Source organism: Micromonospora sp. NPDC047557, from assembly GCF_043205095.1.
Taxonomy (GTDB): domain Bacteria; phylum Actinomycetota; class Actinomycetes; order Mycobacteriales; family Micromonosporaceae; genus Micromonospora.
In genome coordinates this window covers 501,293-524,541 of sequence record NZ_JBIDDK010000001.1, presented here as the reverse complement: position 1 = coordinate 524,541, position 23,249 = coordinate 501,293, and the positions used below count along the sequence as shown (strand labels likewise).

The following is a 23,249-nucleotide window of genomic DNA, read 5'->3' as shown; positions in this document are numbered from 1 at the left end:
GCAGACTGCGCTGAGGACATCACGATTCGACAGCCGAGGAGTCACGATGCGGCTCACCAAGTACGCCCACTCCTGCCTGCGGGTGGAACACGACGGGGGAGTGCTCGTCGTCGACCCCGGGTTGTTCAGCGACCCCGCGACGGCGTTGGACGGTGTGGACGCGGTGCTGATCACCCACCAACACCCCGACCACCTCGACCTCGCCGCGGTGCGCCTGCAACTGGACCGGCAGCCGTTCCCGATCTTCGGGCCCGCCTCGCTCGCCGAGGCCCTGGGCGACGCGGCCGAGGCGTTGCGCCCGGTCAGCCCCGGTGAGTCGTTCACCGCCGCCGGGGTCGCCATCCGCGCGTACGGCGGGCGGCACGCTGTCATCCACCCCGACATCCCGGTGGTGGACAACCTCGGCTACCTGATCAATGACGTGGTCTACCACCCGGGAGACTCCCTGGTGGTGCCCGACGAGACGCCCGTCGACACGCTGTTCGCGCCGATCCACGCCCCCTGGTCGAAGTTCTCCGAGGTGGTCGACTTCATCCGCGCGGTCGCGCCGCGGCGCGCGTACGCCCTGCACGACGCGTTGCTCAACGACAACGGGCTGGCCGTGCTCGACCGGCAGTACGCCGCGCTGTCCGGCGCCGACTACCAGCGCCTGGAGCCCGGTAGCCGGGTGGACGTCTGACGCGATGCCGGGCCCCTCCGCGGAGCTGGTGCAGCAGCTCTACCGCACTCCACCGGACCGGTTCGTGGCCGCCCGGGACGCCGCGGTGGCCGAGGCCCGCCGGGCCGGCGACCCGACCACCGCCCGGGAGCTGGCCCGGCTGCGTCGCCCCACGGTCGCCGCCTGGCTGGTGAACCTGCTCGCCATCCGACGCCCCGAGCTGGTCGCCGACCTGGTCCACCTCGCCGACGCCCTGCGAGCCGCCCAGCGGGAGCTGCGCGGGCCCCGACTGCGGGAGCTGTCCGCCCAACGCCGGGCGGTGGTCGGTGCCCTGGTCGCCGAGGTCCGCAAGCTCGCCGCGGCGGAGCCGGAGGCCCCTCCGGCCGGCCGACTGCCACTGGCCGAGGTGGAGGCGACCCTGAACGCGGCGCTCTCCGACGCCGAGGTCGCCGAGCAGGTCCGGACCGGGCGCCTGCTCCGCTCGGCGACCTACGCCGGCTTCGGTGAGGTGCCCCGACCGCAGCTGCGGCTGGTCACCGGCGACGAGGAGGAGCCGGAGGCCAAGCGCCCCGCCCGCCGGCCGGGCGCCCAGCGCGAGGGCCGCGAGCCGGCCCCCGACCGAGCCGGGGAGCGGGCCGCGCAGGCCGAGCGTGCGGCGCAGCGGGCGGCTCGGGCCGAGCGAGCCCGACGCCGCCGGGCACTGGACCGCGAGTTGGACCGCGCCCGAGCCGACCAGCAGCGGGCCGAGGACGAGTTGACCGAGGCGACCGGGCAGGAGCGCGACGGCGCCGCCGTACTCGACCGGATCGAGACCGAGCTGGCCGAGCTGGAGCGACGGCGGGCGGTCGCCGAGCAGGACCTCAGCCGGGCCAAGCTGGCCCGGCGGGCGGCCGAGCGGGCGGTGACGGTGGCCCGGCGGCGCTCGGGCGAGGTCGAGGCCGCCGTCGAGGCACTGGCGGCCGAAGAGGGGGATGCGGACGCGGGCGGTGGCGCGGCAGACTGACCATCGATGGACGACGACGAGCGGGCGGGCCGTCCGGGGCCGACCGTCCCCGACCGGAGCGCCGCCGCCGTGCCGCGACCCCCGCAGGCGGCGCCTCGATGACGCCGGAGCAGATCGCCGCCGCCAGCAAGCCCGTCATCCTCGATCTCGGCGACGGGTTCAGCAGGTGCCCGAGCACGCTGCGCCGGGCCCGGCAGCTCGGCATCTCCGGCTGGGCCTTCTACATCACCGGTCGGGCCGGCGCACTCGGTGACGTACGGGCGGAGACGGCCGCCGCGGCCATCGGCTTCGTCGCACCGGACGCCGTCGCCGACGGCTGGGACGCCGCCGCCCGGGTCCTGAGGCCGGCCGAGGTGGCCGCCGCGAGTCTCGTCGAGTGCTGCCGGTGGGGGACGCAGCAGCTGGCCGTGCTGCCGGAGGCCGAGCGCCTGGCCGGCCTCGTCGAGCGGGCGGTGGCCGCCGCGGACACCAGCGGCATGCCGCTCTTCGCCGCGTGGCGGGCCATGCCGCTGCCGGATCTCTCCCCGGGCGCCCGGAGCGCCGCCGGGCTGCGACTGCTGCGGGAACTCTTCACCGGCGCCTACCTGCTGGCGGTGCGCGCCGCCGGCATGACTCCGCTGGAGGCGGTGCTGGCCGGGCCGGAGAGGGAGGCCGGCGCGGTAGCGTGCGGTTGGCCGCCGCCGTACCCGCCGGTCGGGCCGTTGGTGCGTCGGCGGCTCTGGGCGGAGGCGGTGACCAACCGGCTGGCCGCACCGGCGTTCGCGGCGCTCGGCCCCGCCGACGGCGCCGAGCTGGTGGAGCTGCTGCACCGCACCCGCGCCGACCTCGCCGGCTGAGCGTCCCGCGCCGACCTCGCCGGCTGAGCGTCCCGGGGCGAAAATGGGCGGCGTCGTCGGCCGGCGGCTGCCAGGATCTTCTGCCGTGACTCTTCCCGCTGGCTGGACCACACGCCGCCCCACCCTCGACGACGTGCCGGCGATCCTCGCGGTGGTGCACGCGGCCGACACCTTCGCCATCGGCCACCCCGACTTCGACGCCGAGGACGTCGAGCAGTCGCTGACGGCCCCCTACGTCGACCCGACCCGGGACTCCTGGCTGGCGCTCGACCCGGACGGCACCGTGGTCGCCTGGGCGACGGTGGACAACCCGACCGGGGTCGGCCGGGAGTTCGTGGAGGTCTACGTCGACCCGGAGCGGGCCGCCACCCTCCGCGCGCCACTGCTGGCCCGTCAGCTCGACCGGGTCGCCGAGCGCGCCGCCGAGCGGCGACTGCCGGCGCTCACCGTCCGGTGCGCGGTGTTCGCCCCGGAACGCGACTGGGCCCGGGACCTGCGCGCCGCCGGGTTCACCGTGGCCAAGCGGTACGTCCGGATGCGCCGCCCGCTGGCCGATCTGCCGACCGAGCCGTCGTCGCCGCCCGGGGTCACGGTGCGGCCGGTCCGCCCGGACGACGAGGCCGAGCTGCGGGAGTTCCACCGGATCCACGACGTCGCGTTCGGCGACACCCCGGATCACGAGCCGCTGTCGTACGAGCGGTGGCGGGCCCGGATCGGTGACGTGACCGCCTGGGACGAGTGGTTCGTCGCCGAGGTCGACGGGGTGCTCGCGGGCGCGTTGCAGTCCTCCGACCAGGCGCTCGACCAGCAGCAGGGCTGGGTGAAGAGTGTGTCGGTGCTGCCCGCGTACCGTCGGCGGGGTGTGGGTGCGGCGCTGTTGCGCCGCGCGTTCGCCCGCTACGCCCAGAAGGGGCGAGAGTCGGCCGGTCTGGGGGTGGACCTCACCAACCCGACCACCCCGCTGTCGCTGTACGAGTCGGTGGGCCTGCGGGAAACCCTGTGGACCGACATGTACGAACGGGTCGTCCCCGCCGCCGGTGTGTGATTGACGACGCCGGCTGGGCCCGACGGGCACTCGGGTCGGCGACGGTTGCAGACTGGGGGCGTGGGATACGCGCTACGGGGACGCGGTGGCGGTGGGACGGGACCGCAGCTCGGTGACGTAGTCGTCCGGCGCACCCGCCTTCTCGGCGGCGTTCGCGATCTCGGACAGGTACCACGAGGTCGGCAGGCCGCCCTCGTACCCGTCGAACACGTAGACCCACGCGGTCACGTCGCCGTCGAGGGTCGAGATCCGCACGTGCAGCTTGCGGTACGTGCCGGCGGTCACCCCCTCGATCTCGTCGAGCTGGGCGGCGTCGTACGGGTGGATGTCGTAGATCGCCACGAATACCCGGTCGCCGGGGGACTCGACGACGGTGCTCACCGCGCCCTCCCAGCCGATCACGTCGGCTCCGGCGAAGGTCAGCCGCCACCCCTCCAGCCAGCCGGTGCCCACCATGGGCGAGTGCGGGCAGTAGGCCCGCATCCGAGCCGGGTCGAGGTTTGAGCCGTAGGCGGCGTGATGACGCACGGCGATGACGATAGCCCGGCGGGCCGGTGGGGGAGAATACGACCGTGCGTGTCGGACGCGTTCGAGGGAAGAAAGTCACTGTGAGCATCAACGAAGGGCGAACGCTGTGAGCCGGATCGTGATCATCGGCGGTGGGCCGGCCGGGTACGAGGCGGCGTTGGTCGCCGCCCAACTGGACGCCGATGTCACCGTGGTCGAGGCCGACGGCGCGGGCGGGGCCTGCGTGCTCTCCGACTGCGTACCGTCGAAGACGTTCATCGCCAGCTCTCAGGTGGTCACCGGTTACCGGGACACGGAGGAGTTCGGGGTGCACTCGGACGGCCTGGAGGCGGTCACCGTCGACGCGCAGGCCGTGCACGAGCGGGTCAAGCGCCTGGCGCTGGCGCAGTCCGCCGACATCCACGCCAAGCTGCTCAAGGCCGGGGTCACCTTCGTCGCCGGCACCGCCCGACTGGGCGAGGATGCCCTCGGGCACACCCACCGGGTCGTCGTCACCCCCGCCGACGGCGGCGAGGAGTACTCGATCGCCGCGTCCACCGTCCTGGTGGCCACCGGCTCGACGCCCCGCCAGTTGCCCACCGCCGTGCCCGACGGCGAGCGCATCCTGACCTGGCGTCAGGTGTACGACCTGCCGGAGCTGCCCGAGCACCTGATCGTGGTCGGCTCCGGTGTGACCGGCGCCGAGTTCGCCAGCGCGTACCTGGCGATGGGGGTCGAGGTCACCCTGGTCTCCAGCCGGGACCGGGTGATGCCGCACGAGGACGCCGACGCGGCGTCGGCCATCGAGCGGGTGTTCCGCAACCGGGGCATGAACATCCTCAACAATTCCCGCGCCGACGCGGTCCGGCGTACCGCCGACGGGGTGGAGGTGGAGCTGTCCGACGGCCGCAAGGTCGCCGGCTCGCACGCGCTGATCGCGGTCGGCTCGATCCCCAACACCGCGAACCTGGGCCTGGCCGAGTACGGCGTGGAGCTGGGCCGGGGCGGCTACGTCACGGTCGACCGGGTCTCCCGGACGAACGTGCCCGGCATCTACGCCGCGGGTGACTGCACCGGCGTGCTGCTGCTGGCGAGCGTGGCCGCCATGCAGGGCCGGATCGCGATGTGGCACGCCCTCGGCGAGGCAGTCCGTCCGCTACGGTTGCGGACCGTCGCGGCGAACGTCTTCACCGACCCGGAGCTGGCCACCGTGGGCGTCTCGCAGGACGAGGTGGACGCGGGCAAGGTGCCGGCCCGGCAGGTGATGCTGCCGCTGTCCGGCAACGCGCGGGCCAAGATGGACGACCTCTCCGACGGCTTCGTGAAGCTGTTCTGCCGGCCGGCGAGCGGCCAGGTGGTGGGCGGGGTGGTGGTCGCGCCGAAGGCCAGCGAGCTGATCCTGCCGATCACCATGGCCGTGGAGAACAACCTGACGGTCAACGAGTTGGCGCAGACGATCACCATCTACCCGAGTCTGTCCGGCTCGATCACCGAGGCAGCCCGCCAGCTCATGCTCCACGAGCTGGAGTGACCCGCCGGGTCTGGATCACGGCGACGGTGCCGAGGACGGCGACCTCGGTGACGATGAGCAGGCGTTCGGCCAGGCCGATCAGCACCCGGTCACCGGGGTAGGCGGACCAGACCATCGCGGCCGCCAGGGTCAGGCTGAGCAGGGCCAGGGCGCGCAGCGTCCGGGCGGCCGCGTCCAGGTCGGGCCGGCGGGCGAGCAGCCAGCCGCCAACCGGCAGTGCCAGGAAGGCGACCACCGAGGCGTACCGGTGGACGTAGGCGGCCGGCGTCATGGCGGTGCCCGGCTCGTTCGTCGGCACCATCGCGGCGAGCAGCAGTCCGGCCACCCATGCGCCGAGCAGCAGCTCTGCCGTCCGACCGGCGCCGGGTCGGGGCGGGCCGGTGCGGCGCAGCCCGTACAGCAGGGCCACGGTGGCGAGCGCCAGCACCACCATTGCGACGTCGATGACACCGCCCCGGTCGGAGACGGCGAAGTCGCTGATTGTCAGCGCCCACGGGTTGAGGTCGTCGTTGACTTCCAGGTGGCCGATCACGGTGAGCAGCGCCGCCACGGCGATCCCGCCGAGGGCCAGCACACCGGTGTTCCGGGTTCCAGGCATGCCTCAGCCTGTCGCCGCGAACACCCCAGCCAGATCCGGGACCGCCACCGACTTGCCCCCCAAAACCCACCCCTAGAGGCGGTCGGTCATCCCCTTTGGTTGCCCGCCATCTCGATGTGCTGTTGAGCGGTATACCTCAGAGGTATGAATATGACTCTGAGGTATACCGCTCACGACCGCGTCCGCCCCCACGGAGGTGACCGAGGGTCACCGCCGGCCGCCGTCGTGGTGTGACGGGACCACTGGTCGGGTCGGCCCGCGTGGATGGGCCCTGGGCGACGTTCGGTCGATCGGGATGTCGGTTCCGGCGGCGGTGCGGGCATGGCGGGCGCTGACCATTGTCATCGCCCATCCGGCTGCGGCGAAGCCGGCCGCCGCGGCGGTGGCGATGATGGCCAGCCGCCAGGCCGACTCGGTCAGCGCGGTGCCGCCCAGGTGCCCGACCAGCGCCCCGTAGGTGGCCCAGCCCAGCGCGGCGATCGTCTCGTAGAGCGCGAACAGCCGGTACGGGTATCGGCTGCGACCGGCCGAGAAGCAGGCCGCCATGCGCCCGCCGGGCACGAACCGGCAGAGCAGGATGACCAGCGGGCCGGGTTGGCGTAATCCCTGCGTGACCCGGCTCGCCATCCGGCGGGCCCGGCTGGGTTCGGCGTGCCGGGGCACCCGCCGGTCCGGTGCGCCACGGCCGAGCAGGTAGCAGGCGAGGTCGCCGGCGAACACGCCGAGCGCGCCGACGGCGATGGTGACCGGCAGGCTGAGGCCGCCGTACACGGTCAGCGCGCCGCTGGTGATCATGACGATCTGGGTGGGGATCACCGGCACGAAGGCGTCCGCGATCAGCAGGCCGAGCAGCACCAGGTACGCCCACGTCGGCGACGCGACGTCAGTCAGTAGTTCGGGCACGCCTGCCACCTCGCCGGATGCGGCCGATTGGGTGTCTCGAGCCTGACGGCGTGTCCGGCGTCACCGTGGACAGCCCCGTCCCGTCGTGACCGTCGACACCACGGGGCCACCCCGTTCCAACGAGGCGAACCGCCCTCGGGTGACGGCTCGGCGGCTGTCCCACGGCAGCCCGAGGCGGTCGGCGGATCGGCGTCCCTCGGCGTACCGTGGGCGGCGCGGCCCAGCACGTCGGGTCCCCCGTTCCTGACGATTCGGGTCGCCCAGGGCCGCCGGCGGGTCCCGCGCCGGCGGCCCGTCCCCTCCCGCACCGCCGCAAATCCGGGTGCGTCCTCGACCGCCCGAGGAATAACGTCGCCATATGCGCAGCGCGGTAGTGATGACGACGACGCCGGGTGTCCCCGGCGTGCCGCTCTGACGTAACCACCGTCGACCAGGCCCCGGGGCGATCCGCCCCCGAGGGCCGCGCGGCGTTCGGTGTCCAGGTCGCCTCCGGGTCGTCCCCGATCCAGGAGCCCGACATGATCGACCATCGCAAGCTCGGCCGTGAGCTGGAGCTGTTCGTCTCCGATCCGCTGGCCGGCGCCGGCCTGCCCATCTGGCTGCCGGCCGGCGCCGCCGCCCGGCACGCCGTCGAGGAGTACGTCCGGGACCTGGAGCGCAGCTCCGGCCACCAGCACGTCTACTCGCCGCCGCTGGGCAAGCGGGAACTCTTCGAACTCTCCGGCCACCTGGGCTACTTCGCCGACGACATGTTCCCGCCGATGCGGCTCAGCGCCGACGACGAGTTCGTGCTCCGCCCGGCGCTCTGCCCGCACCACGCGCTGGTGTTCCGCGCCCGGGGCCGCTCCTACCGGGAGTTGCCGCTGCGGATCGCGGAACTGGGCGGGATGTACCGCTCGGAGCGCTCCGGAGTGCTCGGCGGGCTGTCCCGGGTACGTGCCATCTCGCTCAACGACGCGCACACCTTCTGCGCCCCGGACCAGGTCGGCGCGGAGGTCGTCGAGATCCTGCGGCTGATGCGCTCGGCGCACGCCGCGCTCGGCGTCCGTCCGGCGGGGTTCCGGCTGTCGCTGCGCGGGCCGGGTGAGAAGTACGTCGGCGACGACGCCCAGTGGGCCCGAGCGGAGGAGCTGCTTCGCGGCGCGCTGGCCGGGGTGGAGTACGTCGAGGCCCCCGGAGAGGCCGCCTTCTACGGCCCGAAGATCGACATTCAGATCGTCGACGCGGCCGGCCGCGAGTCGACCATCTCCACCATCCAGGTGGACTTCGACAAACCGGAGAAGTTCGACCTGTCGTACACCGATTCCGACGGCAGCCGGCGTCGCCCGGTCCTGCTGCACCGCAGCCTGGTCGGCAGCATGGAGCGGCTGTTCGCGTACCTCATCGAGGTGCACGAGGGCGCGTTCCCGGCCTGGTACGCGCCCGTCCAGTTGGTGGTGCTGCCGGTGGACGACGGGCAGGCCGACGCGGCGGCGGAACTGGCCCGGCTGGCCGTCGACGCCGGCCTGCGGGTCGAGGTCGACACCGCCGGCTCGTTGGGTGCCCGGGTACGGGACGCGGTTCGCCGCCGCGTCCCGTACCTCGGGGTGCTGGGGGCCCGGGAGGCCGCCGGCGGCGCACTCGCGCTGCGCCTGCGCGACGGTCGCGCCCTGGCCCCGATGCCCGCCGCCGCCGCGCTCGCCCTGATCGGCCGGCAGGTCGCCGCCCGCGCCGCCGACCTGCTCCCGGCGGACTGATCCGCCCACCGGGCTGAGGTGGACCGTCGTCGATCGTGTGGCGCGCACGGCGGTCCGCCCTCAGACCGACGCCGGCTGGGCCCCGGCGGGAGCGGCTGGTTCCTCGTCGACCGCGGCACCGGTGAACTGCGAGCGGTAGAGCCGGTGGTACGCGCCGTGGGCGGCGAGCAACTGCTCGTGGGTGCCCTGCTCGACGATGCGGCCGTTCTCCATCATCAGGATCAGGTCCGCGTCGCGGATGGTGGAGAGCCGGTGCGCGATGACGAAGCTGGTCCGGTCCGAGCGCAGCGCCGCCATCGCCCGCTGGAGCAGCACCTCCGTGCGGGTGTCCACCGAGCTGGTCGCCTCGTCCAGGATCAGCAGGGACGGCTCGGCGAGGAACGCCCGGGCGATGGTGATGAGCTGCTTCTCACCGGCGCTGACATTGCTGCCCTCCTCGTCGATGACCGTGTCGTAGCCGTCCGGAAGGCTGCGCACGAATCGGTCCACGAAGGTGGCCCGGGCCGCGGCGATGATCTCCTCCTCGGTCGCGCCCGGCCGGCCGTACGCGATGTTGTCGCGGATGGTGCCGCCGAAGAGCCAGGTGTCCTGGAGCACCATGCCGATCCGTCCGCGCAGGTCGTCGCGGCGCATCGTGGTGATGTCCACCCCGTCGAGGGTGATCCGGCCGGCGTCCAGCTCGTAGAACCGCATGATCAGGTTGACCAGGGTGGTCTTGCCGGCGCCCGTCGGGCCGACGATGGCCACCGTGTGCCCGGGCTCGGCGACCAGCGACAGGTCGTCGATCAGCGGCTTGTCCGGCGTGTACCGGAAGGAGACGTGCTCGAACTCGACCCGGCCGTGCGGGTCGACGACCCGGGCCGGCTCAGCCGGGTCGGGGCTCTGCTCGTCGGCGTCGAGCACCGCGAAGACCCGCTCGGCCGACGCCACCCCGGACTGGAGCAGGTTCGCCATCGAGGCGAGCTGGGTCAGCGGTTGGGTGAACTGGCGGGAGTACTGGATGAACGCCTGCACGTCGCCCAGGCTCATCGTCCCCGAGGCCACCCGCAGCCCGCCGACCACGGCGATGGCCACGTAGCTCAGGTTCCCGATGAACATCATCGACGGCATGATGATCCCGGAGATGAACTGGGCGCCGAAGCTGGCCCGGAACAGCTCCTCGTTCTTCGCGTGGAACTCGGCCTCCACCTCGCGCTGCCGGCCGAAGACCTTCACCAGCTCGTGACCGGTGTACGCCTCCTCGATCTGGCCGTTCAGCTCGCCGGTGTGCTTCCACTGGGCGATGAACTGCTTCTGCGAGCGCTTGGCGATGCGCTGGGTGACCAGCACCGACAGCGGGACGGCGACCAGAGCCACCAGGGCCAGCAGCGGGGAGATCCAGAACATCACGGCCAGCACGCCGATGACGGTCAGCAGCGAGGTGAGCAGCTGGCTCAGGGTCTGCTGGAGGCTCGTCGAGATGTTGTCGATGTCGTTGGTGACCCGGCTGAGCAGCTCACCGCGGGGCTGCCGGTCGAAGTAGGGCAGCGGCAGCCGGTTGAGCTTCTCCTCCACCTCGGCGCGCAGCCGCAGCACGGTGCGCTGGACCACCCCGTTGAGCAGCCAGCCCTGCCACCACGACAGCACGCTCGCCGCCAGGTAGAGCCCGAGCGCCAACAGCAGCACCCGGCCCAGGGCGCCGAAGTCGATGCCCACTCCGGGCACCACGTCCATCCGGGCCAGCATGTCGGCGAAGCTCTCGTTGCCGCTGGCCCGCGCCGCCGCGACGGCCTGTTCGGTGGTTGTGCCCGGGGCCAGTCGCCGACCGATCACCCCACTGAAGATCAGGTCGGTGGCGTGGCCGAGGATCTTCGGGCCGGCCACGCTGAACCCGACGCTCACCACGGCGAGGGTGATGATCGCGGTCAGGTGCAGCCGGTGCGGGCGCAGCCGACCGAGCAGCCGTCGGGCCGACGGCCCGAAGTTCATCGACTTCTCGGCGGGCATCCCCGCGCTCATCCAGGGCGGGCCGCCAGCCGGCCGGCCGGGCGGCAGCCGCTTCGGCGTCGCCGCGCCGCCGCCGGGTTGCTGCGTGTCACCGCCCGGCTTCTGACTGGGTACGGTCGCGGTCCGCGACTCGTCGGGCTCGCTCATGCCGCCACCTCCGTCGTCTGCTGGGAAGCCACGATCTCGGCGTACGTCGGGCAGGTCTGCACCAACTCCGCATGTCGTCCCACTCCGACGACCCCTCCGTTCTCGAGCACGATGATCTGGTCGGCGTCGACGATCGTGGACACCCGCTGGGCCACGATCACCACTGCCGACTGCGCGGTGACCGGGCGCAGTGCCGCCCGCAGCCGCGCGTCGGTGCCGAGGTCGAGCGCGGAGAACGAGTCGTCGAAGAGGTAGATCTCCGGCTGCCGGACCAGGGCCCGGGCGATGGCCAGGCGTTGCCGCTGTCCACCGGAGACGGTGCTGCCGCCCTGGGCGATCGGCGCGTCCAGGCCGCCGGGCATCTGGGCCACGAAGTCGCGGGCCTGCGCGATTTCCAGCGCCGTCCACAGTTCCTCGTCGGTGGCGTCCGGGTTGCCGTAGCGCAGGTTGCTGGCGACCGTGCCGGTGAACAGGTACGGCCGCTGCGGCACCAGGCCGATGCGTCGCCACAGCTCGTCCGGTTCCAATTCGCGGACGTCCACCCCGTCGACCAGCACCGCGCCGCCGGTGACGTCGACCAGGCGGGGTACGAGCGACAGCAGTGTCGTCTTGCCCGCGCCGGTGCTGCCGATGATCGCGGTGGTGGTGCCCGCGGTGGCCGTGAAGGAGATGTCGCGCAGCACCGGCTCGACCGCGCCCGGGTACTGGAAGCGCACCCCGCGCAGCTCCAGCTCGGCCCGGCTGGGCAGCTCGGTGATCGGCGCGGCGGCGGGGACCACCGAGGAGTCGGTGTCCAGCACCTCGACGATCCGCTCGGCGCAGACCGCGGCCCGGGGCACCATCATCAGCATGAACGTGGCCATCATCACGGCCATCAGGATCTGCATCAGGTATTGCAGGAACGCGGTGAGCGCACCGATCTCGATCGCGCCCGAGTCGACCCGCTGCGCGCCGAACCAGAGCACCGCCACGCTTGACACGTTCAGCACCAGCATGACCACCGGGAAGATCAACGCCAACAACCGTCCGGTACGCAGGGCGGTGGCGGTCAGGTCGGCGTTGGCGACACCGAAACGGTCCGTCTCGTACGGCTCGCGGACGAAGGCGCGGACCACCCGGATGCCGGTGATCTGCTCACGTAGCACCCGGTTGACCGTGTCGATCCGGGTCTGCATCAGCCGGAAGCCCGGCACCATCCGCCGGATGATCGCGGTCAGCGCGACGGCCAGCACCGGCACGCTGACCAGCATCAGCCAGGAGAGCCCGATGTCCTCGCGCAGTGCCATGAAGACGCCGCCGACGCTCATGATCGGCGCGGCGACCAGCATGGTGCAGCTCATCAGCACGAGCATCTGCACCTGTTGCACGTCGTTGGTATTGCGGGTGATCAGCGACGGTGCGCCGAACCGGGCCACCTCACGAGCGGAGAAGAGATTGACGTGCGCGAACAGCCGGGCGCGGACGTCCCGGCCGAAGCCCATCGCGGTCCGGGCGCCGAGGTAGACGGCGGCGATCGAGCAGACGATCTGGACCAGGCTGACCAGCAGCATCCAGCCGCCGGTCTGCACGATGTAGTCGGTGTCGCCCCGGGCCACGCCCTTGTCGATGATGTCGGCGTTGAGGCTGGGCAGGTAGAGCGAGGCCATGGTGCCCACGAACTGGAGCAGCACCACCGCCAGCAGCGGTCTCTGGTACGGGCGCAGTTGACCGCGCAGAAGTCTGATCAGCACGACGGTTCCTTCGCGTCGGTAGGTCGTCCGGTCATCCGTGGGTCGTCCCCACTGCTGATGACCTCGAGCAGGAACTCCCGGATCACCTGGGCTTTCGCCGGGTCGGCGTCGACCGAGGTGAGCGGGCGTCCGGAATGCATGAGGGCGCCGAGCGCGGCCACCCGCTCCCGCCCGGCGGGGGTGATAACGAGTCGGATGCTGCGCCGGTCGCTGTCGTCGCGCTGCCGCTCGACGAGACCGTCACGTTCGAGCGTGTCGACGATGCCGGTCAGGGTCGCCGGGCGGACGAACCCCTTCTCGGCGACCTGGCGGTGGGGCAGCTCGCCGTGTCGGGCGAGCGTCATCAGGGTGATCATGCCGGCCTGGGTGAGGCCGTGCTCCTCGGCGAGGTAGCGGTTCCACCGTTGCCCGACGAGGTGCCCGGCCACCACCAGCAGCCGACCGAGCGGCACATCTTGAAGGGTGACGAGTTCCACGGGAGTACATTAGCCCCCTGATAGTCAGGGGCCAAACGAAATAGCAAAAGCCGTGGCGACGAACACGAGTTGCAGGACGGTGCGCTGCCTGAGCGGGGTGACCGGGCGTCCGGCGAGGGTCAGCCTCCGGCGCGCGGCCGAGACGTTCGCCGGGAACATCGCGAGCATGAGCAGGCCGAGCCCGGCCGCGGCCAGCCGGGCGATCGCCGGGATCAGCAGCCCGACGGCGCCGACCAATTCCAGCACGCCGGTGACGGTGACCAGCAGATCCGGCCGGGGAAGGCCGGGCGGGACCATCGCGATCAGGCCGGCGCGGCGCTGGCCGACGAAGTGCGCGAGGCCGGTCACCAGGAACAGCAGTGCCAGCCCGACCCGCAGCGCGGGGTGCCAGCCGTCGAGTGCGGCGACGCCGGCCAGGCCGGCCAGTCGGGCCAGGGTGGTGCCGACCACGAGCGCGATCAGGGGTGCCATCGAAATCCTCCTCAGCGCAATCTTGTCGATGACAAGATTGCGCGACGGACTGGCATCTTGTCAATGACAAGATAAGATCCGGGCATGACCGAGACGCGCGGCTACCACCACGGCGACCTCCGTCGCACCCTGCTCGCGGCGGCGCTCGACGCGATCGAGGAGGTCGGGCCGGCCGCGTTGAGCCTGCGCGACCTGGCGCGTCGGGCCGGTGTCTCGCACGCCGCGCCCGCCCACCACTTCGGCGACAAGGCCGGCCTGCTCACCGCCCTCGCCACTCAGGGCTTCGACCTGCTGGCCCAGACGTTGAGCGCGGCGGGGGACGACCTGCTGGCCGCCGGAGTCGCGTACGTCGACTTCGCCGTCGGGCACCGCGCGCACTTCGAGGTGATGTTCCGGCCCGAGCTGTACCGGGCCGACGACGCGGAGCTGATCGCCGCCCGGGAGCGCGCCGGCGCCACCCTGCGGTCCGGGGTCGCCGCACTTCCAACCGGAGGTGACGCCGACCGGGACGCCCTCGCCGCCTGGTCGATCGCCCACGGCTTCGCAACCCTCTGGCTGGCCAACGCCCTCCCCGACCGGGTAGGCGACAACCCGAGCAAGGCGGCCCGCCAAGTCCTGAGCCGCCTAACCCCCTAACCCCCAGGACCCCGCCCCCGCCGCCCCGCCCCCGCCGCCTCGCTCTCCCCGGTTGATCATGAAGTTATTGCCTCCCGCGTCGGCGTGTCGGGGCAATAACTTCATGATCAACGGGGTGGGGGGTGGGGTGTGGGGTTACCAGCTTGTGGGGAGTGGCATTCCCTCGGTGAAGCCGGCGGCGCTCTGCACGCCGACGATCGCGCGCTCGTGGAACTGGGTCAGGTCCCGCGCTCCGGCGTAGGTGAAGGCGCTGCGCACCCCGGCGATGATCTCGTCGATCAGGTCCTCGACGCCGGGCCGGGTTGGGTCCAGATACATCCGCGCCGAGGAGATGCCCTCCTCGAACACCGCCTTGCGGGCCCGGTCGTACGGGCTGTCGTCGGCGGTACGGGCGCTGACCGCCCGCGCCGAGGCCATCCCGAAGCTCTCCTTGTACCGCCGACCGTCCGGCTCGGTGTAGAGGTCACCGGGGGACTCGTAGGTGCCGGCGAACCAGGAGCCGATCATCACGTTCGACGCGCCGGCGGCGAGCGCGAGCGCCACGTCGCGCGGGTGCCGCACGCCGCCGTCGGCCCATACGTGCCGACCCAGCTCGCGGGCCGCCGTCGAGCAGTCGAGCACGGCCGAGAACTGCGGCCGGCCCACGCCGGTCATCATCCGGGTGGTGCACATCGCGCCCGGCCCGACACCGACCTTGATGATGTCCGCGCCGGCCTCGACCAGGTCGCGTACGCCCTCGGCGGTGACCACGTTGCCGGCCGCCACCGGAACGCCCGGGTCCAGCTTGCGGACCGCCCGCAACGCCGAGATCATCCGCTCCTGGTGGCCGTGCGCGGTGTCCACGACCAGCGTGTCCACACCTGCCTCCAGCAGCGCGGCGGCCTTGCCGGTGACGTCGCCGTTGATCCCGACCGCCGCCGCGATGCGCAGCCGCCCGCGGTCGTCCACGGCCGGCGTGTAGAGGGTGGCCCGCAGTGCGCCCTGCCGGGTCAGCACGCCGACCAGCCGACCGTCGGCGTCCACCACCGGGGCGAGCCGGCGCCGGCCGGCGGAGAGCAGGTCGAAGCCGGTACGCGGGTCGGCGTCCGCCGGGACGGTGTGCAGTTCGGTGGACATCACGTGCCGCAGCTGGGCGAACCGGTCCACGCCCGTGGTGTCCGCCTCGGTGACCACGCCCATCGGCCGACCGGCCTCGTCGACCACGATCACCGCGCCGTGCGACCGCTTCGGCAGGAGGTGGATGGCGTCCCCGACGGTCTCGGTGGGGCCCAGGGTGATGGGTGTGTCGTAGACCAGGTGCCGCTGCTTGACCCAGGCGACGACGTTCGCGACGACCTCGATCGGGATGTCCTGCGGGATCACGGCGATCGCGCCCCGCCGGGCCACCGTCTCGGCCATCCGCCGCCCGGCGACCGCCGTCATGTTGGACACCACCAGCGGGATGGTGGTGCCGGTGCCGTCACCGGTGGACAGGTCGACGTCCAGCCGGGAGCCGAGGTCGGAGCGGGCCGGCGCCATGAAGACGTCGGTATAGGTCAGGTCGTGCGCGGGAACCGCGCCGTGAAGGAAGCGCACCCGAACATCATTCCTGCTCGCGCCCACTCCCGCCGCCGCTGGTGGCCCAAACCACCCCCACCGCCCGGTCCTGTGCGGCGGTCACGAGCCGACGGTGGGGGCCGTCGCGTGCGCCGGCGCCGCCGTGGGCTGCGGTCCGTCGCGTACGCCGGCGCCGCCGTGGGCCCGGTCCGTCGTGGGCCCGGTCCGTCGCGACGTGGGGCGGGCCCGGCGGATCGGGTCAGTCGCGGGTCGCTGCCTCGTACGCCGAGCGGAGCTCGTCGACCGCTCGCCGGGCGTGCGGGTCGGGCCGGGGGACGCCGAGGTGCACCTCGCGCAGGTCGTCCATGAAGCGGGTGAGCAGTTCCGGGCCGCCGTCGCGGAGCAGTTCGGCGCGCACCCGCAGGCGACGGTCGCCTCCGCGATGGGCCAGCCCCCACGAGCCGAGCGCTGCCATGATCGGCAGTGTCTGAATGCCCGCCTCGGTGAGCGAGTAGGCCGCCCGCTGCCCCCGTCGGGCGTCCTCACGGGTGAGCAGGCCCGCGTCGGTGAGGCGCCGCAGGCGGCTGCTGAGAATGTTCGGCGCGATGCCCTCCTCGCTGCCGGCGAGCAGCTCGCGGAAGTGCCGCCGATTGCCGAACATGATGTCCCGAAGCACGAGCATCACCCACGGATCGCCCAGGATCTCCACCGCCTGATTGATCGGGCAACCCGAGCGTGGCGCCGAATCCATCAAGCCCTCCTCGCAAGTGATTGCACCTTGCTATCACCTCATCCTATGGTAGGTCGAAGCAGTTGCATATCGCTATCACTGTAGGAGGGGCCATGTCGGGGCGATTCGTGTACTGGATGAACGTGTCCGCCGATCTGTTGATCGAGCGTGCACCTGGCGAGCAGGGCGGCGGCACCTGGATGCGCATCGGGGAGCCACTGCACCGCGAGTTCAACGCGCGGGCGCGGGCGCTGTCGCTCATGGTCCAGGGGCGCACGATCTACGAGACGATGGAGGGATTCTGGCCGGCCGCGCGCGACGACGAGTCGTTGCCCGGCTACCTGCGCGAGTACGGCGAGATCTGGACCTCGAAGCCCAAGGTGCTGGTCTCCCGCACGCGTACCAGCGCCGAGCACAACACCGAGATCATCGGCGGCGACGATGCCGTCGGCGAGCTCGCGGAGCTACGGCAGCGCACCGACGGCGACATCGGCGTCGGCGGCGCCACACTGGCCACGGCGCTGCTCCGGGCAGGGCTGCTCGACGAGCTGCTGCTCTTCACGCACCCCGTCATCCTCGGTACCGGCCGCCCACTGTTCGACAGCCACGACGAGCCGCTGGAGCTGGACCTGCTCGAGCAGGCACGCTTCGACGAGGGCGTCACGCTCCATCGATACGCCGTCCGGAACGTGCGCACGCCGCTGCCGCAGACCGCATAACCGACTCGGCGCCGAGCCAGCCCCGCGGCTGCCTCGCCAGCAGCAAGGATCTCGCGCTCGCCCCTCAGGCGATGGTGCAGATGGCGGCACCGGCGGTGATCACGGCACCGACCTCGGCGGTGAGCCCGCTGACCGTACCCGCCTTGTGGGCGTGCAACGGCTGCTCCATCTTCATCGCCTCAAGCACCACCACCAGGTCGCCTTCGGCCACCGTGTCGCCCTCGGCGACCGCGATCTTGACGATGGTGCCCTGCATGGGAGAGGTGAGCGCGTCGCCACCCACCGGGGCGCCCGCCTTGGCCCCGCCCCCGCGTCGAGTCGGCTTACGGGAGGTGGGCGCCGCGGTGGTCGTACTCCCGCCGAAGCCGGCGGGGAGGCTGACCTCGAGGCGCTTGCCGCCGACCTCGACCACGACGGTGTCGCGTTCGGCCGGCGCCTCGGCGGCGCCGGCGGCGGCGGTGAACGGCGGCACGGTGTTGTCGAACTCGGTCTCGATCCACCGGGTGTGCACGGTGAACGGTTCGGCGGTGAACGCCTCGTCCCGCACGACCAGGCGGTGGAACGGCAGCGCGGTGGCCATCCCGTCGAGGACCATCTCGTCCAGCGCGCGGCGGGCGCGTTCCAACGCCTCGGTCCGCGTCTCACCGACGATGATGACCTTGGCGAGCAGCGAGTCGAAGTTGCCGCCGATCACGTCGCCGGCCGAGATGCCGGTGTCCACCCGGACGCCCGGGCCGCTGGGCAGGCGCAGCGCGGTGACCGTGCCCGGCGCGGGCAGGAAGTTGCGGCCCGGGTCCTCGCCGTTGATCCGGAACTCGATGGCGTGCCCGCGCGGCGTCGGGTCCTCGGTGATCCGCAGCTTCTCGCCGTCGGCGATCCGGAACTGCTCGCGGACCAGGTCGATGCCGGCGGTCTCCTCGGTGACCGGGTGCTCGACCTGAAGCCGGGTGTTGACCTCCAGGAAGGAGATCGTGCCGTCCTTGCCGACCAGGTACTCCACCGTGCCGGCGCCGTGGTAGCCGGCCTCCCGGCAGATCGCCTTGGCGCTGTCGTGGATCTGGGCACGCTGGGCGTCGGTGAGGAACGGCGCGGGGGCCTCCTCCACGAGCTTCTGGTGCCGGCGCTGCAACGAGCAGTCCCGGGTGCCCACCACGATCACGTTGCCGTGCTGGTCGGCGAGGACCTGCGCCTCGACGTGCCGGGGCTGGTCCAGGTAGCGCTCGACGAAGCACTCGCCCCGGCCGAACGCCGCGACCGCCTCGCGGGTGGCCGACTCGAAGAGCTGGGGGATCTCCTCCATGGTCCGGGCGACCTTGAGGCCGCGCCCACCACCGCCGAACGCGGCCTTGATGGCGACCGGCAGCCCGTGGTCGACGGCGAACGCCATCACCTCGTCCGGGCTGCCCACCGGGTCCGGGGTGCCGGGGACCAGCGGAGCGCCGGCGCGCTGGGCGATGTGCCGGGCGGTGACCTTGTCACCCAGGTCGCGGATCGCCTGCGGGGTGGGGCCGATCCAGGTCAACCCCGCGTCGATGACCGCCTGGGCGAAGTCGGCGTTCTCACTGAGGAAGCCGTAACCCGGGTGTACGGCGTCGGCGCCGGCCCGATCGGCGACGTCGAGCAGCTTGTCGATGCGCAGGTACGTGTCGGTCGCGCTGTCCCCGCCGAGCGCGTACGCCTCGTCGGCGAGGGTGGCGTGCAGGGCGTCCCGGTCGGAGTCCGCGTACACGGCGACGCTGCCGAGGCCGGCGTCGCGGCAGGCGCGGATGACCCGGACGGCGATCTCGCCGCGGTTGGCGATGAGTACCTTGCGCACCTCGTGGCTCCTCCCGGGAAGTTACTGACCGGGAGTGTATCGGCCACCCGTGATGGCCCTAACGATCGCTCAGTGTGGGATGTGGCACTGACCTTAGTCAAACTTGGCTATTACGCTTGTGTGGTGTCTGCGACTCGGATGATGATTCTCGGCCTGGTGCGGTGGATGCAGCCCGTGCACGGCTACGACGTGCGCCGCGAGCTGCTGAGCTGGAGCGCCGACAAGTGGGCGAACGTGCAGCCCGGCTCGATCTACCACGCGCTGCGCAAGCTCACCGAGGAAGGGCTGCTCCGTGCCGTCGCCACCGAGCAGGTCGGCGCCCGTCCGGCCCGGACCACCTACGAGGTGACCCCCAAGGGCGAGGACGAGTTCGAGACGCTGCTGCGCAACTTCTGGTGGAACCTCAGCGAGCCGTCCGACCCTTTCGCGGTGGCCTTCTCCTTCCTGCCCGCCATGCCGCGCGCCGAGGCCGCCGCGGCCCTGCGCAACCGGGCCAATCTGCTGCGCGCCGGTGTCGAGTCGATGCGTGCCTCCCTGGAGTCGGACTGGGTGCGTAACCGCAAGCCGGTGCACGTGGGGTGGATGTTCGAGCTGTGGGCAGTGCGGGCGGAGGCGGAGATGGGGTGGTGCGAGCGGATCGCGGAGCGGATCGACTCCGGAGTGTCGTACCTACCTGCTGAGCTGGAGAACGTCGAGGGCTGGTCGGGGTGGAAAGAGCGCCAGGAGTCGACGCGAGCGGCCGAGGCGGAATAATCAACGTTGACTAAGAAAGTTATATCGCGTTAGCCTGCTGGCGGCACAGCGGGGGAGTGCGCCGTCCGGCGTCGTCCCACTCGACGGCCGGCGCGGCCGGCCCGACCGACCAGGAGCAGAAATGATCGAGACCAGGGGGCTGCGGAAGTCGTTCCGCTCCCGCGCGGGTCGAGAGACGAAGACGGTGGACGCCGTGCGGGGCGTCAACCTCCAGGTCGCCGAGGGCGAGATCTTCGGCTTCCTCGGCCCCAACGGCGCCGGCAAGACCACCACGCTGCGGATGCTCGCCACGCTGATCGAGCCCGACGGCGGCGAGGCCACCATCGCCGGGGCCGACCTGCGCAAGGATCCGGCCGAGGTCCGCCGCCGGATCGGGTACGTGCCGCAGGGCGGCAGCACGTGGGACGAGTCCACCGCCCGCGAGGAGCTGGTCCTGCACGCCCGGATGTACGGCATCGGCAAGGCCGACGCGCAGCAACGCGCCGCCCGCGCGCTGGACGCCTTCCAGCTCACCGAGTACGCCGACCGCAAGTGCAAGACCTACTCCGGCGGCCAGCGCCGGCGGGTCGAGATCGCGCTCGGCATCATCCACGAGCCGAAGATCGTCTTCCTGGACGAGCCGACCACCGGCCTCGATCCGCAGAGCCGCGCCCACATGTGGGACGAGATCCGGCGACTGCGCAGCGACGGCATGACCGTGTTCATCACCACGCACTACCTGGATGAGGCCGACGCGCTCTGCGACCGCATCGCGATCATGGACAACGGCGAGGTCGTCGCCGAGGGCACCCCGGGCGAACTCAAGCGGGAGATCTCCGGCGACGTGGTGCTCGTCGGTCTCGACCTGGCCGCCACCCCGCAGGCCGCCCAGGCGCTCGACGGCGAGCCGTACGTCAACAAGCTGGAGACCGCCGACGAGGGCGGCCTGCGCCTCTACGTCGACGAGGGCGCCACCGCCATTCCCCAGGTGCTGCGCCGACTCGACCACGCAGGGCTGGAGCTGCGCTCGATCGAGCTGCACCGGCCCAGCCTGGACGACGTCTTCCTGACCAAGACCGGCCGCTCGCTGCGCGAGTCCTGACCACCGGAGAGACGACTCATGAAACTCGCCCGCGACACGTGGCTGATCTTCCAGCGGCAGATCCAGCTCCTGCTGCGCAACCCGGTCTGGGTCTTCGTCGGCGTGTTCCAGCCGGTGATGTACCTGCTGCTCTTCGCCCCGCTGCTCAAGCCGGCCCTGAACGCGCCCACCCAGGCCGCCGCCTACAAGATCTTCGTGCCGGGTCTGCTGGTGCTGCTGGCCATCTTCGGCGGCCTGTTCCAGGGCTTCGGCCTGATCGCCGAGCTGCGGGCCGGCGTCATCGAACGGTCCCGGGTCACCCCGATCAGCCGGCTCGCCCTGCTGCTCGGCCGCTCGCTGCGCGACGTGGTCTCGCTCATCGTGCAGGCGGTCATCATCACCCTGCTGGCGCTCCTGTTCGACCTGCGGGTGTTCATCGGTGACCTGCTGCTGGCGTACCTCATGCTCGCCCTCATCGCGCTCATGACCTCGGCCGTCTCGTACGGCGTCGCACTCAAGGTCAAGAGCGAGGACGCGCTGGCCCCACTGATGAACACCGTGGCGCAGCCGGTGCTGCTGCTCTCCGGCATCCTGCTGCCGCTGACCTTCGCACCGGGCTGGTTGCAGGGCATCGCCGACTGGAACCCGTTCTCCTGGGCGGTCGACGGCACCCGCGCGCTCTTCGCCGGCGACCTGGCCAGCGACAAGGTCTGGCAGGGCCTCACCATCACGGCGGTCCTCGCCGCGCTGGGGGTCTTCTGGGCCGCCCGCCAGTTCGCCCGCAGCGTCCGCTGACGCTGGCTTCGGGGTGCCCCCTCCCGAGGGGGCACCCCGAATTCGTGCTGTCGGCGCTGAGCGGTGGGTGCGGTCAGCGGTGGCGGCGGTCAGCGGTGAGGGCGGTCGGCGGTGGCGGCGGTCGGCGGTGGCGGCGGTCGGCGGTGGGTGCGGTCAGCGCACCCGGGCGAGGGTGAGGCCATCCGCGATCGGCAGCATCACCGGGTCGACCCGTACGTCGGCGAGCACCTCGTCGTTGAAGGCGGCGATCGCCCGGTCGTTGGCGTCCCGCGGGTCGATCACCCGCCCGCCGCGCAGCACGTTGTCGACGGCGATCACCCCGCCCGGCCGCATCCGGGGCACCAGCTCGGCCCAGTAGACCGGGTACCCGGTCTTGTCCGCGTCGATGAACGCGAAGTCCAGGTAACGCTCGTGCGGCAACTCCCGCAGCGTCTCGCCGGCCGGGCCGATCCGCAGGTCGATGCGGTCCTGCACGCCAGCGCGGGCCCAGTACCGCCGGGCGATGCCGGTGAACTCCTCGGAGATGTCGAAGCAGGTCAGCCGGCCGCCCTCGGGCAGCCCTCGGGCGATGGCCAGCGCCGACAGGCCGGTGAACGTGCCAACCTCGACGGCCTGCCGTACGTCCAGCAGCCGGGTCAGGAACGTCAGGAACGCGGCCTGCTCCGGCGCCACCTGCATCGAGGCGTGCTCGGGCAGCACCGACCGGGTCTCCTCGGCCAGATCCTGGATGATCTCGTCCGGTGGGGCGCCGTGCGCGACCAGGTAGGCGTGCAACTCGTCGGTGAGCGGGATCGACTTCGTGGTCATGAGCGGACGTTACCGAGCGGCTCGACCGATTGGCCGCCCGGCGCGACCTTTGTCCACAGGTCCGTGATCTGCAGCCCCAGTTCGGCGAGAAGCCGACGCAGCAGCGGCATCGACAATCCGACCACGGTCCCCGGGTCGCCCTCGATCCGTTCCACGAACGGCCCGCCCAACCCGTCGATCGTGAACGCGCCGGCCACCGCCAGCGGCTCGCCGGTGGCGACGTACGCGGCAATCTCGTCGTCGCTGATGTCCGCAAAATGGACGTTCGTCGAGGCAACCGCTTCCGCGCGCCGCCCGCTGACCCCGTCGATGAGACAGTGCCCGCTGTGCAGGACACCGCTGCGCCCCCGCATTCGCAGCCAACGCCGAGTGGCGTCCGCCGGATCCGCCGGCTTGCCGAGAATCTCCCCGTCGAACGCGAGCACCGAATCACAGCCGATGATCAGGGTCCGCTGACTGGTGCCTTCGTTCGTGCCGGTGCCGGGGTTCGTGCCTGCGGTGGTGCCGGCTGGCGCGGTTGCCGTGGCGGCCGGACTCAGCCGGCTCAGCACTGCCTCTGCCTTGAGCCGAGCCAACTCCAGACACAGGTCCTCGGCCCGATCGGTCACCACCAGGGACTCGTCCACCCCGCTGACCAGCACGTCCGGCTCAATGCCGGCGGCTTGGAGAGACTTACGACGGGCAGGGCTGGCCGAGGCGAGCACGAGGCGGAGCGGCAGAGAATCAGACACCAGCCCGACGTTACCGGCTCACCACCCACCACACCGGTC

At 72.0% G+C, this 23,249-nt stretch carries 23 protein-coding genes; 11 read left to right on the top strand and 12 right to left on the bottom strand.

The annotated features are described in order from the left end of the window. The first annotated feature begins 46 nt into the window (after positions 1 to 46). The 4 genes from ACGGAQ_RS02360 to ACGGAQ_RS02345 all read left to right on the top strand — a co-directional run bounded on the left by ACGGAQ_RS02360 (position 47) and on the right by ACGGAQ_RS02345 (position 3,542). A complete protein-coding gene (locus tag ACGGAQ_RS02360) occupies positions 47 to 679 on the top strand; it encodes an MBL fold metallo-hydrolase (protein WP_393043849.1) in 633 nt (210 codons plus the stop codon). 4 nt (positions 680 to 683) lie between these two features. Continuing rightward, entirely contained in the window at positions 684 to 1,661 is a 978-nt protein-coding gene (locus tag ACGGAQ_RS02355; protein WP_393043847.1) for a hypothetical protein, read from the top strand. A gap of 98 nt (positions 1,662 to 1,759) precedes the next feature. Then, positions 1,760 to 2,497, top strand: coding sequence for a hypothetical protein (locus ACGGAQ_RS02350; RefSeq protein WP_393043845.1), 738 nt, complete (start codon positions 1,760 to 1,762; stop codon positions 2,495 to 2,497). A gap of 85 nt (positions 2,498 to 2,582) precedes the next feature. Then, positions 2,583 to 3,542: a GNAT family N-acetyltransferase gene (locus ACGGAQ_RS02345; protein ID WP_393043843.1), complete on the top strand. Its 960-nt coding sequence runs from the start codon at positions 2,583 to 2,585 to the stop codon at positions 3,540 to 3,542. 72 nt (positions 3,543 to 3,614) lie between these two features. Here ACGGAQ_RS02345 and ACGGAQ_RS02340 read toward each other — a convergent pair whose 3' ends face one another. After that, positions 3,615 to 4,070, bottom strand: coding sequence for a gamma-glutamylcyclotransferase (locus ACGGAQ_RS02340; RefSeq protein ID WP_354853990.1), 456 nt, complete (start codon positions 4,068 to 4,070; stop codon positions 3,615 to 3,617). Positions 4,071 to 4,176: 106 nt separating this feature from the next. Here ACGGAQ_RS02340 and ACGGAQ_RS02335 point away from each other — a divergent pair, with 106 nt between their 5' ends. After that, the gene (locus ACGGAQ_RS02335) at positions 4,177 to 5,580 is read left to right on the top strand and encodes an NAD(P)H-quinone dehydrogenase (protein ID WP_393043840.1); all 1,404 of its coding nucleotides are present in this window, start codon (positions 4,177 to 4,179) and stop codon (positions 5,578 to 5,580) included. On the opposite strand, the gene ACGGAQ_RS02330 is transcribed toward ACGGAQ_RS02335, so the two are convergent. Further along, positions 5,558 to 6,178, bottom strand: a complete 621-nt coding sequence (locus ACGGAQ_RS02330) for a DUF998 domain-containing protein (RefSeq protein ID WP_393043838.1) — start codon at positions 6,176 to 6,178, stop codon at positions 5,558 to 5,560. The two genes, ACGGAQ_RS02335 and ACGGAQ_RS02330, sit on opposite strands and share 23 nt — an antisense overlap. A gap of 207 nt (positions 6,179 to 6,385) precedes the next feature. Next, on the bottom strand, positions 6,386 to 7,081 hold the full coding sequence (locus ACGGAQ_RS02325; protein WP_393043836.1) for a DedA family protein: 696 nt from the start codon (positions 7,079 to 7,081) through the stop codon (positions 6,386 to 6,388). A 518-nt stretch (positions 7,082 to 7,599) separates the two neighbouring features. Here ACGGAQ_RS02325 and thrS point away from each other — a divergent pair. Next, positions 7,600 to 8,817, top strand: coding sequence for a threonine--tRNA ligase (thrS, locus tag ACGGAQ_RS02320; RefSeq protein WP_393043834.1), 1,218 nt, complete (start codon positions 7,600 to 7,602; stop codon positions 8,815 to 8,817). A gap of 60 nt (positions 8,818 to 8,877) precedes the next feature. Here thrS and ACGGAQ_RS02315 read toward each other — a convergent pair whose 3' ends face one another. Genes ACGGAQ_RS02315 through ACGGAQ_RS02300 form a run of 4 tightly spaced genes read right to left on the bottom strand, consistent with a single transcriptional unit; the run spans position 8,878 to position 13,627 of the window. Continuing rightward, on the bottom strand, positions 8,878 to 10,950 hold the full coding sequence (locus ACGGAQ_RS02315) for an ABC transporter ATP-binding protein (RefSeq protein ID WP_393043832.1): 2,073 nt from the start codon (positions 10,948 to 10,950) through the stop codon (positions 8,878 to 8,880). Further along, positions 10,947 to 12,680, bottom strand: a complete 1,734-nt coding sequence (locus tag ACGGAQ_RS02310; RefSeq protein WP_393043830.1) for an ABC transporter ATP-binding protein — start codon at positions 12,678 to 12,680, stop codon at positions 10,947 to 10,949. The genes ACGGAQ_RS02315 and ACGGAQ_RS02310 overlap by 4 nt, the downstream gene beginning before the upstream one ends. Continuing rightward, complete coding sequence (locus tag ACGGAQ_RS02305) at positions 12,674 to 13,156, bottom strand: MarR family winged helix-turn-helix transcriptional regulator (RefSeq protein ID WP_393043828.1); 483 nt, start codon at positions 13,154 to 13,156, stop codon at positions 12,674 to 12,676. Before ACGGAQ_RS02305 ends, ACGGAQ_RS02310 begins: the two co-directional genes overlap by 7 nt. A gap of 24 nt (positions 13,157 to 13,180) precedes the next feature. Beyond that, complete coding sequence (locus ACGGAQ_RS02300) at positions 13,181 to 13,627, bottom strand: DoxX family membrane protein (RefSeq protein ID WP_393043826.1); 447 nt, start codon at positions 13,625 to 13,627, stop codon at positions 13,181 to 13,183. An 84-nt stretch (positions 13,628 to 13,711) separates the two neighbouring features. On the opposite strand from ACGGAQ_RS02300, the gene ACGGAQ_RS02295 reads away from it, so the two are divergent. Beyond that, complete coding sequence (locus ACGGAQ_RS02295; RefSeq protein ID WP_393043824.1) at positions 13,712 to 14,263, top strand: TetR/AcrR family transcriptional regulator; 552 nt, start codon at positions 13,712 to 13,714, stop codon at positions 14,261 to 14,263. A gap of 135 nt (positions 14,264 to 14,398) precedes the next feature. Here ACGGAQ_RS02295 and ACGGAQ_RS02290 read toward each other — a convergent pair whose 3' ends face one another. After that, on the bottom strand, positions 14,399 to 15,838 hold the full coding sequence (locus tag ACGGAQ_RS02290; protein ID WP_393043823.1) for a GuaB1 family IMP dehydrogenase-related protein: 1,440 nt from the start codon (positions 15,836 to 15,838) through the stop codon (positions 14,399 to 14,401). 220 nt (positions 15,839 to 16,058) lie between these two features. After that, positions 16,059 to 16,550, bottom strand: a complete 492-nt coding sequence (locus ACGGAQ_RS02285; RefSeq protein WP_393043822.1) for a winged helix-turn-helix transcriptional regulator — start codon at positions 16,548 to 16,550, stop codon at positions 16,059 to 16,061. A 92-nt stretch (positions 16,551 to 16,642) separates the two neighbouring features. Here ACGGAQ_RS02285 and ACGGAQ_RS02280 point away from each other — a divergent pair, with 92 nt between their 5' ends. Further along, on the top strand, positions 16,643 to 17,248 hold the full coding sequence (locus ACGGAQ_RS02280; RefSeq protein ID WP_393043821.1) for a dihydrofolate reductase family protein: 606 nt from the start codon (positions 16,643 to 16,645) through the stop codon (positions 17,246 to 17,248). Between the two features lie 64 nt (positions 17,249 to 17,312). Here ACGGAQ_RS02280 and ACGGAQ_RS02275 read toward each other — a convergent pair whose 3' ends face one another. Continuing rightward, positions 17,313 to 19,064, bottom strand: a complete 1,752-nt coding sequence (locus ACGGAQ_RS02275) for an acetyl/propionyl/methylcrotonyl-CoA carboxylase subunit alpha (RefSeq protein ID WP_393043820.1) — start codon at positions 19,062 to 19,064, stop codon at positions 17,313 to 17,315. 138 nt (positions 19,065 to 19,202) lie between these two features. Between ACGGAQ_RS02275 and ACGGAQ_RS02270 the strand changes: the two genes are divergently transcribed. From ACGGAQ_RS02270 to ACGGAQ_RS02260, 3 genes are all read left to right on the top strand, one after another. Beyond that, positions 19,203 to 19,817 (top strand): PadR family transcriptional regulator, encoded by a 615-nt coding sequence (locus ACGGAQ_RS02270; protein ID WP_393045625.1) that lies wholly within the window; start codon positions 19,203 to 19,205, stop codon positions 19,815 to 19,817. A gap of 121 nt (positions 19,818 to 19,938) precedes the next feature. Then, a complete protein-coding gene (locus tag ACGGAQ_RS02265) occupies positions 19,939 to 20,898 on the top strand; it encodes an ATP-binding cassette domain-containing protein (protein WP_393043818.1) in 960 nt (319 codons plus the stop codon). Positions 20,899 to 20,916: 18 nt separating this feature from the next. After that, a complete protein-coding gene (locus ACGGAQ_RS02260; protein ID WP_393043817.1) occupies positions 20,917 to 21,672 on the top strand; it encodes an ABC transporter permease in 756 nt (251 codons plus the stop codon). Positions 21,673 to 21,825: 153 nt separating this feature from the next. On the opposite strand, the gene ACGGAQ_RS02255 is transcribed toward ACGGAQ_RS02260, so the two are convergent. Continuing rightward, on the bottom strand, positions 21,826 to 22,479 hold the full coding sequence (locus tag ACGGAQ_RS02255; RefSeq protein WP_393043815.1) for an O-methyltransferase: 654 nt from the start codon (positions 22,477 to 22,479) through the stop codon (positions 21,826 to 21,828). Beyond that, entirely contained in the window at positions 22,476 to 23,210 is a 735-nt protein-coding gene (locus ACGGAQ_RS02250; RefSeq protein WP_393043813.1) for a Maf family protein, read from the bottom strand. The genes ACGGAQ_RS02255 and ACGGAQ_RS02250 overlap by 4 nt, the downstream gene beginning before the upstream one ends. Positions 23,211 to 23,249 lie beyond the last annotated feature (39 nt).